This window comes from Pantoea cypripedii, from assembly GCF_011395035.1.
GTDB lineage: Bacteria > Pseudomonadota > Gammaproteobacteria > Enterobacterales > Enterobacteriaceae > Pantoea > Pantoea cypripedii_A.
Genome location: NZ_CP024768.1, coordinates 1,165,401 through 1,175,276, shown reverse-complemented (window position 1 = coordinate 1,175,276; position 9,876 = coordinate 1,165,401). Strand labels below are relative to the sequence as shown.

Annotated in this window: 13 protein-coding genes; 6 read left to right on the top strand and 7 right to left on the bottom strand. The window is 47.1% G+C overall.

Translation table 11 applies throughout. The annotated features are described in order from the left end of the window. Positions 1-381: 381 nt before the first annotated feature. Positions 382-843, top strand: coding sequence for an Hcp family type VI secretion system effector (locus CUN67_RS05410; protein ID WP_208714322.1), 462 nt, complete (start codon positions 382-384; stop codon positions 841-843). A 72-nt stretch (positions 844-915) separates the two neighbouring features. Here CUN67_RS05410 and CUN67_RS05405 read toward each other — a convergent pair whose 3' ends face one another. Together CUN67_RS05405 and CUN67_RS05400 are read right to left on the bottom strand one after the other, a co-directional pair. Continuing rightward, the gene (locus tag CUN67_RS05405) at positions 916-1,272 is read right to left on the bottom strand and encodes a hypothetical protein (RefSeq protein ID WP_208714321.1); all 357 of its coding nucleotides are present in this window, start codon (positions 1,270-1,272) and stop codon (positions 916-918) included. Further along, positions 1,259-1,906 carry a pesticin C-terminus-like muramidase gene (locus CUN67_RS05400; protein ID WP_208714320.1) on the bottom strand — a complete coding sequence of 216 codons (648 nt, stop codon included), beginning with the start codon at positions 1,904-1,906 and terminating at the stop codon, positions 1,259-1,261. Before CUN67_RS05400 ends, CUN67_RS05405 begins: the two co-directional genes overlap by 14 nt. Before the next feature lie 531 nt (positions 1,907-2,437). On the opposite strand from CUN67_RS05400, the gene CUN67_RS05395 reads away from it, so the two are divergent. Beyond that, the gene (locus tag CUN67_RS05395) at positions 2,438-2,899 is read left to right on the top strand and encodes an Hcp family type VI secretion system effector (RefSeq protein ID WP_208714319.1); all 462 of its coding nucleotides are present in this window, start codon (positions 2,438-2,440) and stop codon (positions 2,897-2,899) included. A gap of 74 nt (positions 2,900-2,973) precedes the next feature. Here CUN67_RS05395 and CUN67_RS05390 read toward each other — a convergent pair whose 3' ends face one another. From CUN67_RS05390 to seqA, 4 genes are all read right to left on the bottom strand, one after another. Continuing rightward, entirely contained in the window at positions 2,974-3,315 is a 342-nt protein-coding gene (locus CUN67_RS05390; RefSeq protein ID WP_208714318.1) for a hypothetical protein, read from the bottom strand. Then, on the bottom strand, positions 3,302-3,949 hold the full coding sequence (locus CUN67_RS05385) for a hypothetical protein (RefSeq protein ID WP_208714317.1): 648 nt from the start codon (positions 3,947-3,949) through the stop codon (positions 3,302-3,304). The genes CUN67_RS05390 and CUN67_RS05385 overlap by 14 nt, the downstream gene beginning before the upstream one ends. Before the next feature lie 194 nt (positions 3,950-4,143). Continuing rightward, the gene (gene pgm, locus CUN67_RS05380; protein ID WP_208714316.1) at positions 4,144-5,784 is read right to left on the bottom strand and encodes a phosphoglucomutase (alpha-D-glucose-1,6-bisphosphate-dependent); all 1,641 of its coding nucleotides are present in this window, start codon (positions 5,782-5,784) and stop codon (positions 4,144-4,146) included. 25 nt (positions 5,785-5,809) lie between these two features. Beyond that, entirely contained in the window at positions 5,810-6,352 is a 543-nt protein-coding gene (gene seqA / locus CUN67_RS05375) for a replication initiation negative regulator SeqA (RefSeq protein ID WP_208714315.1), read from the bottom strand. Positions 6,353-6,599: 247 nt separating this feature from the next. Here seqA and ybfF point away from each other — a divergent pair, with 247 nt between their 5' ends. The 4 genes from ybfF (at position 6,600) to fur (ending at position 9,262) form a co-directional block, all read left to right on the top strand. Then, the gene (ybfF, locus tag CUN67_RS05370) at positions 6,600-7,364 is read left to right on the top strand and encodes an esterase (protein ID WP_208714314.1); all 765 of its coding nucleotides are present in this window, start codon (positions 6,600-6,602) and stop codon (positions 7,362-7,364) included. A 168-nt stretch (positions 7,365-7,532) separates the two neighbouring features. After that, positions 7,533-7,808: a LexA regulated protein gene (gene ybfE / locus CUN67_RS05365; RefSeq protein WP_208714313.1), complete on the top strand. Its 276-nt coding sequence runs from the start codon at positions 7,533-7,535 to the stop codon at positions 7,806-7,808. Positions 7,809-7,930: 122 nt separating this feature from the next. Then, positions 7,931-8,461 carry a flavodoxin FldA gene (gene fldA / locus CUN67_RS05360; protein WP_084873479.1) on the top strand — a complete coding sequence of 177 codons (531 nt, stop codon included), beginning with the start codon at positions 7,931-7,933 and terminating at the stop codon, positions 8,459-8,461. A 354-nt stretch (positions 8,462-8,815) separates the two neighbouring features. Beyond that, on the top strand, positions 8,816-9,262 hold the full coding sequence (fur, locus tag CUN67_RS05355; RefSeq protein ID WP_013508277.1) for a ferric iron uptake transcriptional regulator: 447 nt from the start codon (positions 8,816-8,818) through the stop codon (positions 9,260-9,262). 57 nt (positions 9,263-9,319) lie between these two features. Here the strand turns inward: fur and CUN67_RS05350 are convergent, their stop codons facing one another. Next, on the bottom strand, positions 9,320-9,715 hold the full coding sequence (locus CUN67_RS05350; RefSeq protein WP_208714312.1) for a hypothetical protein: 396 nt from the start codon (positions 9,713-9,715) through the stop codon (positions 9,320-9,322). Positions 9,716-9,876 lie beyond the last annotated feature (161 nt).

The following is a 9,876-nucleotide window of genomic DNA, read 5'->3' as shown; positions in this document are numbered from 1 at the left end:
ATATCAATTCCCACAAAACAGGTCATATGGCCTCCGGAAAACAAAATGGCGTATAGTGTTAACCGGTTCCCGACCTCGTCATCAGAGATTGTTCAGCCTGCCTTGTGATGCGAAGTCAGTCTCGCGAGAGAAAGCTTCCTGGTACTCTTCGGCCTGGACAAGGAGGCGGGAGCCACTCTACAGACGAAGTCACTGTGATAGCTGCTTCCAGCGGCGCGCGGCTTCCCGGTTATCAGTTCAGATTTCAGAGAAATCATAATCTGACCCTCCAAACATACAAGCGGCGCGATTTATCGCGCGTTTTACAACAACGCATAAAAACAGCGCGATAAATCGCGCCGCTACGTTTACAAGCATTATTAAATAAATAGGGAGATTTAAATGAATAATGTTTTTCTTAAAATAGATGGGTTAATGGGAGAATCGAAGGATTCAACACATCAGGGGTGGTCCGATGCTGAGACATATTCATGGGGTGTCAGAAGAAAAGGACAAACTGCGGGTCCCGGAGTCACAAATTACCATCATCTCACGGTACACTGCCAGGTGGATAAGGCAACTGCCGGTGCACTTTTATATGCTTCCAATGGCAATAAAATTAAAAAGATTGAATTATCTGCCTGCAAATCAGGTGGTAATCAAAAGGAGTATTATCGAATCACGCTAGAAAGCGTAATTATCATGGAGGTGCTTTTTAATGATGGTGGCTCCATTACAAATGTCGAGTATGAGTTTCAGGCTGATAAGGTGAAGTTCCAGTATTGGGAACAGGGAAATTCCGGAGGAAAAGCGGCCGAAACGCGTATGGGTTGGAATATAAAAGAGTCGGAATCGTATTTCTGATTCATTAGTATATGTACCTTGACAGTTGCTTACTTAAATTCGGCAACTGTCAAATAAAAATCTTTTCTCATGTTAAGGGTAAACATTATCAAAAAAGTTTTTCTCTTTTAGATACTCTGAAGATAAGCATCTGTTCCTTGTGGCGATTTCAGCATCGGTACTTAGCGATTCATATATTTCTACCGTGCATTTTTTTTGAATAGTTGATTCCCATGATTTTTTTAGATCAAGAATGGCTTTTTTCCTCTCCGGGGTATTCTTTATCTGATTTTCAATGGACTTATTTGCCTCTTCCCGGGCTGCTTCCATTTTCTCAAATGATCTATCATTAATCACCTGAAGCTGTTCTATTTCTATTTGCGACCCTGCCGAATGGCAGAAAACGGAATAGAAAAATGAAAAAATAAAAATCGTATTAATTTTTTTCATAATAATCAACTCTTCTTATGAACCTGTCAGTGGAAACATCTGGCCAAAGTGCCCGATTAGATATCACTCTACCAAATCCTTCTATGTCACCTAAATATGCAAAACGCTGTATCAGTTCCCTACTGTGTGGTGTATAGTCACCTCTGTAACGTAAGTCAATTAAGATATCTTTAATTTTCAGCGGTATTACTCTCCATGCCTCATCAGCTAGCACATTAGGGTCAGGATGATGGTTCCTTATCGTTACTCTATTCTTACAAATCCTCTCCACATCTTTTTTCAACCAATCATAAACAATTTTAAATAAAGACAATTGCTGAGATTCTGATATTTCACCTATCTTATCTCTATTTCTGATAACAAATTCATGTGCAGCACATCCTTTTAGACCTGCACCATCAGAGATAAGATCTGCCTGCTCTTTATTTACTCCAGACTTCTTGAGCATTATTAATACATTTATTTTTGTTCTATCTCCCAAATCAAAACCTCGACCAATTGTTACTCCAGAAGAATTTCTCCTGCATGAAGACGATATGCCGGGCCAATGTATTTTCCTTGAGTAATCTCTGCTGGTTTTAACATTGTTACCTTCGGCGCGAAACGTCAGCAACCCTTCCTCTGGTTCAAGCATAATGTCCTATCCTGCAACCTGAAATGTAGACCTCACCTTAGCGTCTCGATTGGGTGAAGTGAACAGCACCCTTTTCTATGAAAGTGCCAATAAAAAAGGGTTCATGATGAACATGAACCCTTCTGCATCAACCCTTCGCTGGTCAATAAAACCAGCAAGATCGGCAATATATTGCCTGCCTGATCCTGTATAGCTTACGCGTTATTCAGCACTTTGCTGACAATCTCTACTGCTTCTTTCTCGACCAAATTAAGACATTTTCGCCAGAAGCTGGAAGCCAATTCCACTCAGCCAAACCATTTGCTGACGGAAACCGGTATTGACTATCGATTTATTCCGTAAAAAATGTGTGTTAATCCGCAAATGTTGATCATTAAGGGTGACCCGCATAATTTTCACTGCGATATTTGAGTTTCCTCAGCCAGTCGTAGCGGCGCGATTTATCGCGCGTTTTACAACACCACATAAAAACAGCGCGATAAATCGCGCCGCTACGTTTACAAGCATTATTAAATAAATAGGGAGATTTAAATGAATAATGTTTTTCTTAAAATAGATGGGTTAATGGGAGAATCGAAGGATTCAACACATCAGGGCTGGATTGATGTTGGTACCTACTCATGGGGTGTAAGAAGAAAAGGTGATACACCGGGATCAGGTGCAACAAATTATCATCATCTCACCGTACATTGCCAGGCAGACAAAGCGACCGCTGGCGCGCTTATGTATGCTTCAAATGGTAATAAGGTTAAGAAAGTAGAAATATCAACATGCAAGGCTGGCGGAAGTCAGATGGAATATTATAGGATTACGCTGGAGAGCGTCATCATCATAGAAGTGCTTTTGAATGAAAGTGGTTCAATGACAGACGTTGAATATGAATTCCAGGCTGACAGGGTCAAATTCCAGTACTGGGAGCAATGTGCTTCAGGAGTGAAAGGTGCGGAGACCCGTATGGGGTGGAATATAAAAGAATCCGCATCTTACTTTTAGTAAATCATTGAGGTAACTATTTCACTTCAATATTAACATCCCCTTTTCATCTTAGAAAAGGGGGTTAAAATAGACTAGAATCTAAGTTTATAAAAAAACTCACTTTCCGCTTTATACTCATCTACCAGGCACGAACTCCTCTCAGCTATTTCAGCATCCCTATGAAGTGATTCAAATATTTCCAGTGTACATTTTTTTTGTATGGTCACTTCCCATGATTTTTTTAGATCTAATATTCTCCTTTTTTCTTCCGGAATTCTTTTTATTGTTTTATCGAGATCTTTTTTTGCCATCTCGACTTTCTCCAGTACTTTTTCATTAATCTCTGCAAGCTGGCTCATTTCAGGTTCGGTAAAGGCTGCATGCGCATTTAAAGAAAAGGCTATTAACAAACAAAAAATTCTAATATCTCTCATAATATTCAACCCTTTTGTTAAATCTATCTATTGGCACTCCCGCCCATAATGATCTATTCGACAACGTTTTGCCAAAACCAATCAGATCTCCTGCATATGCCATAGGTTGCAGGAGTTCTCTTGCGTACTCCTTATAATCGCCACGATATCTCAAATCGATTAGAATTTCTTTTATTTTCCCTGAAATATTATTCCATGCCACGTCAGGAGGGGTATCGAGCCTGGGGTGATATTTGATTAATATGTCTTTCTTTTTGCATATTCTTTCAACATCTTTCTTTAATTCAACATATGCTATGTTAAATAAATTAACTTGCTGACGCTCAGATATCTCACCTATTCTTTCTTTATTCTTTTTGACAAAGTCATATGCAGCACATCCTTTTAATTTTGCACCTTCAGAGATCAATTCTGCCTGTTCTTTTCTTATTCCAGCTTTTATCAAGGTGTTTAAAACGCTTATTGTTGAACGATCGCCAGGATCGAACCCTCTGCCAAGAGTAACGCCCGAAAGTTGTTTACGGCAAAGAGATAAATTCCCAGGCCAGTGAATTACCCTTGAATAGTTTCGACTTGATTTAACATTGTTACCTTCGGCACGAAACGTCAGCAATCCTTCCTCTGGTTCAAGCATGATGTCCTATCCTGCAACCTGAAATGTAGACCTCACCTTAGCGTCTCGATTCGGTGAAGTGAACAGCGCCCTCCCCTGTGCAAATGCCAATAAAAAAGGGTTCATGATGAACATGAACCCTTCTGTATCAACCATTCGCTGGTCAATAAAACCAGCAAGATCGGCAATATATTGTCTGCCTGATCCTGAATCGCTTACGCGTTCTTCAGCACTTCGCTGACAATCTCTACTGCTTCTTTCTCGATCAATTGACGATGCTCAGCACCAAGGAAGCTTTCACAGTAGATTTTGTAGGCATCTTCGGTGCCTGACGGGCGTGCAGCAAACCAGCCGTTTTCCGTCATCACTTTCAGGCCACCAATCGCCGCGCCGTTACCAGGCGCTGCCGTCAGACGAGCGGTGATCGGGTCGCCTGCCAGGGTATCGGCACTGACCATTTCCGGAGACAGCTTCGACAGTGCCGCTTTCTGCGCCGACGTGGCTGAGGCTTGCAGACGGTTGTAGCTTGGCGCACCAAAACGGGCGGCCAGTTCATCATAATGCTGCTGCGGGTTCTTACCGGTTACCGCCGTAATTTCCGCGGCCAGCAGGCACATGATGATGCCGTCTTTATCAGTAGACCAGGCTGTACCATCGAAACGCAGGAACGATGCCCCGGCGCTCTCTTCACCGCCGAAACCAAAGCTGCCATCAAACAGGCCATCAACAAACCATTTAAAGCCAACCGGCACTTCCACCAGCTTGCGGCCAATATCGTTCACCACCCGGTCAATCATCGCACTGGAAACCAGGGTTTTACCCACGGCGACATCTTTGCCCCACTGCGGACGATGCTGGAACAGGTAGTTGATCGCCACTGCCAGATAGTGGTTTGGATTCATCAGACCAGCCGGGGTCACGATACCATGGCGGTCATAATCCGGGTCGTTACCGAATGCCAGATCGAACTTGTCACGGTAAGCCAGCAGACCCGCCATCGCGCATTCTGACGAGCAGTCCATACGCACCACGCCGTCTTTATCCAGATGCATAAAGCGGAACGTCTGATCGATGGCATCATTAACGATGGTGATGTCCAGCTTGTAGTGCTCGGCAATACGCTGCCAGTAGGCCATGCCGGAACCGCCAAGCGGATCCACGCCAATTTTCAGGCCCGCTTTCTGAATCGCCGGGAAGTCAATCACCTGCGCCAGACCTGCCACATACGGCTGAATCAGATCCTGTTCAACGATATGGCCGCTGGCCCACGCCTGATCCAGTGGCAGACGCTTCACATCTTTCAAGCCACCTTTCATCAGCTGGTTAGCACGATCTTCCACCACTTTGGTGACGTTAGTATCGGCCGGGCCACCGTTCGGCGGATTGTATTTGATGCCACCGTCTTCCGGTGGGTTGTGCGACGGCGTGATAACGATGCCATCAGCCTGGGCCCCACCACGTTTGTTGTGCTCAAGGATGGCGTTGGAAACCGCCGGCGTCGGCGTATAACCGTTGTCCTGCTGCACAATCACATCCACGCCGTTAGCCGCCAGCACTTCCAGTACAGACAGAATCGCCGGTTCAGACAGCGCATGCGTGTCTTTACCGACATAGCACGGGCCAGTGATGCCGTTCTTTTTACGCTCTTCCGCAATCGCCTGAGCAATCGCCAGAATGTGCGTTTCGTTGAAGCTCTGACGTCCTGCGCTACCACGATGGCCGGAGGTGCCAAATTTCACCGCATGTTCCGGATTAGCCACATCAGGCTGCAAAACGTAGTACTGAGAGGTTAATTGTGCAACGTTAATCAAATCGCTCTGCTGGGCAGGTTGCCCGGCACGGGGGTGATTGGCCATTGGCGCTTCTCCCTGACGCTTCAGTTTAAATGGTGCCGCAAACTTTCTCTGTCAGTTCCGCGGGGAACTGCATGGCTAACATGATGTGCTCCACCATGCTGCATTTGCGACCAGTATTGGTATTGGTGATCACCCAATACGGCGTGCCGGGCACGTGCTTCGGCTTAGTATGGGTGCCATTTTGCAACAGCGTATGCTCATCACCCGCGAAATAAACGCGGGTACGCCCCTGCAGTGAAGCAGTGGCCTCAGCAAAGGCTGCGGGATCAAGACGATAGAGCGTTGACAACACCAGCATAAAGCGGTTAACCGCCTTTTTTTGCTCCGCATACTCATCGGAAAGCAACAGTTCACGTACCGCGCGAACACGATCCTGCGGTCGCGACTCGCTGCGCACCGGCTGTGCTTCTTTTGCCGCAGCCTGAGCCACCGCAGGGGTTGCCGGGGCACTCTGACCGGCAGTGAACTTCAGCATGCGACGCAAAATTTCGGAGGCGCTTTCACCAATGTGCTGGGTGTGGCTGGCAATATAACGGTAGAGTTCTTCGTCAACTTCAATCGTTTTCATCTTTTTCCGTACGATTATGGCAAATGACAGAACCACGCATTTCTACAAAGGCCTTAGCAAAATCCTGCCGTGCAAAATGTGAGCGGGCTCTAACATGAGGATTATAAAGTTAAATCCCAGGCTGCCGATAGCGCTGGCAACGTTTCAGGGCAAAAGTCAGATAATGCCCTAATACCAGCCTTACTGGCTCCTGGACAGGTGGAACCATGATAACCTAAGCGAAGCTCACAACCGTAAGAACTTTGCCATGATTTTGAATGCCCGTTTGCAAACTGAACAATCTGCCCCCGATGCTACCCCTATTCTGTTAATTCATGGCCTGTTTGGCAGCCTGGATAACCTGGGTGTGCTGGCTCGTGGCCTGCGTGATGCCTGCCCTACTTTGCAGGTCGATGTGCGTAATCACGGCCTCTCCGGGCGCAGTGAAATCATGAACTATCCGGCGATGGCGCAGGATATTGTCGAAACGCTGGATGCCCAGGGCATCGACCGCGTTAGCGTTATTGGTCACTCAATGGGCGGTAAAATTGCCATGGCGTTAAGTGCCATCGCACCGCATCGCATTGAAAAACTGGTGATGATCGATATTGCCCCGGTGGATTATCAGACTCGTCGCCATGATGAAATTTTCGCCGCCATTCGCGCAGTGAGCGCGGCAGGTGTTACGCGGCGCAGTGAAGCCGCTGACGTGATGCGCGCACTGCTGGATGAAGAGGGCGTGATTCAGTTCATCCTCAAATCGTTCCAGGACGGTGAATGGCGCTTCAATGTACCGGTATTGTGGGACAACTACGCCACCATCTCTGGCTGGGAAGAGGTACCTGCGTGGCCACATCCGGCGCTGTTTATTCGCGGCGGTAATTCACCCTATCTGGATAATCAGCATCGTGATGCGCTGTTGCGCCAGTTCCCCCAGGCACATGCGCACGTCATCAGCGGAGCCGGTCACTGGGTCCATGCCGAAAAACCCGAAGCCGTGTTACGCGCCGTGCGACGTTTTTTTGTACTGTAAAAGCAAAAGCTTGCCGCGAACCGTTTAAGGTTGGCGTAGTAAGGGGCGCTGGAGTATGATGTCGCGCTAAAAATTTGCCACGGATGATTTTTTCACCGTGGTCGGGCCAATAATGTATAAATCGCGCAGCGCCTTTCCGCCGTTCGCGCCCACTCAGTTTTACAAATCATGGCAAAAGAACAGACTGACCGTACCACGCTCGATCTCTTCGCTGATGAGAAGCGTCCCGGTCGCCCCAAAACCAGTCCGCTGACGCGTGACGAACAGTTGCGAATTAACAAACGCAATCAGCTGAAACGCGATAAAGTGCGAGGATTGCGTCGTGTTGAGCTGAAAATGAGCAGCGAAGCCGTTGACGCACTCAACACTCTGGCTGAGCAACAAAACATCAGCCGTAGCGAATTGATTGAACAAATGCTGCTGGCGCAGCTCAAACTGTCGTAACAGGCGCAGACCGCACGCAGGAACAAAAGTCACGGCTTTACAAGTTCCGCCACTTTGCCCGGTCTGCTATCATTCGCTGTAATTACGTATTCAATATCAGGATTTAAGAGGTCACTTAACCCATGGCAATCGTAGGCATTTTCTTCGGCAGCGATACCGGCAACACTGAAAACATTGCAAAAATGATCCAGAAACAACTGGGTAAAGACGTAGCCGAAGTGCATGACATTGCCAAGAGCACCAAAGAAGATCTCGAAGCATTCGATATTCTGCTGCTGGGCATTCCGACCTGGTACTACGGCGAAGCACAGTGTGACTGGGACGATTTCTTCCCGACACTGGAAGAGATCGACTTCAATGGCAAACTGGTTGCGCTGTTCGGCTGCGGTGACCAGGAAGATTATGCAGAATACTTCTGTGATGCGATGGGCACCATCCGTGACATTATCGAACCGAATGGTGCGGTGATTGTCGGTCACTGGCCGACCGAAGGTTACCATTTCGAAGCGTCTAAAGGTCTGGCCGATGACAAACACTTCCTTGGTCTGGCAATCGATGAAGATCGTCAGCCGGAACTGACCAACGAACGTGTTGATAAGTGGGTAAAACAGATTTTCGATGAGCTGCAACTGAAAGACATTATCGAAGCCTGATCCCCTTTCCTGCTCAATGTGGGCGCTGGCTCACATTGAGAATCGGAAATTCCTATAAAAATAATAGCCACGTTTTTTTAACTTTTACCTGCAAATCTGTAGAATACCCGTAACGGTCATCCGCTTATTCCTCTGGCATCAGAATGAGGCTGAGTGAAATGGAAACAAAGACCTGTACGATCCCCGCCGGCGTTAGCGACATTTATCCCTACAGCCATTGGTGATTTCAGGACGTGCCCTTGGTTTTCATTTCACTGCTTGAGTTCTATAATGAGACGCAAATGAGAATGCGCGTGATCGACATTCAAGGCCCTGCGCCGCAAGTGACTAGCAAAGTAACAGGACAATATCCGCATGACTGACAACAACTCCGCATTGAAGAAGGCTGGCCTGAAAGTCACGCTGCCCAGACTGAAAATTCTGGAAGTGCTTCAGGAACCCGAGTGCCATCACGTCAGCGCGGAAGATTTGTACAAACGCCTGATTGATATGGGCGAAGAGATTGGTCTGGCAACGGTATATCGCGTTCTTAACCAGTTTGATGACGCGGGTATCGTGACTCGTCATAACTTTGAAGGTGGCAAATCCGTCTTTGAACTGACGCAACAGCATCATCATGACCACTTGATCTGCCTGGATTGTGGCAAAGTGATCGAGTTCAGTGATGAATCTATTGAAACGCGTCAACGTGAAATCGCAACACGTCACGGTATCAAACTCACCAACCACAGCCTGTACCTGTACGGCCACTGTGCGCTGGGAGACTGCCGCGAAGACGAGACGCTCCACGATAAACAATAAAGTGTGCTATGCAGTATAAAAAACCGGTGCCTGGCACCGGTTTTTTTATGCCTGCGATTACAGAACCAGCGTTTCCTGCAGGTAACGCCAGCGCGGAATGGAGGTGGTGCAATCCAGCACCGCCAGAGAAATGCGGCTCTGGTTGTTGCCGTTCATCATCTGCAACTCACGATATTGAATCGTCACTTCCTGGCTTTGCTGTGAAATGATGGCGTGTTCGCTGGTGGCGATACGCATCCCTTCCCGCTGACCACGTAACTGGCGGAACAACACCTCCACCGCATTCAAATCCAGCTGTTTACCCTGCGGGGTCACCATTTTGAAATCCGGGTGAAAATGCGAGAGAAACAGCTCAATGCTGTCGTCAGTGCTCTCTGACTGATTAAAAATACGTTCGATAAGCTGATGTAACACCACTACGCTATGTTTGGCTTCCTGAGCGAGACTCGTCATTTTTTTTCCTTTTATAACCCGCGGAGCAACGTCTGGGAGCGCATAGCCTACCTGAAATACAGTTTTTCACACTCGCAAATGGATTAATTTTACTAAAGTCAGATTAGTTGCAAATCCCGGTAACAAGCACATTTCACAACCCGCAGCATAAAAGGTTGCCA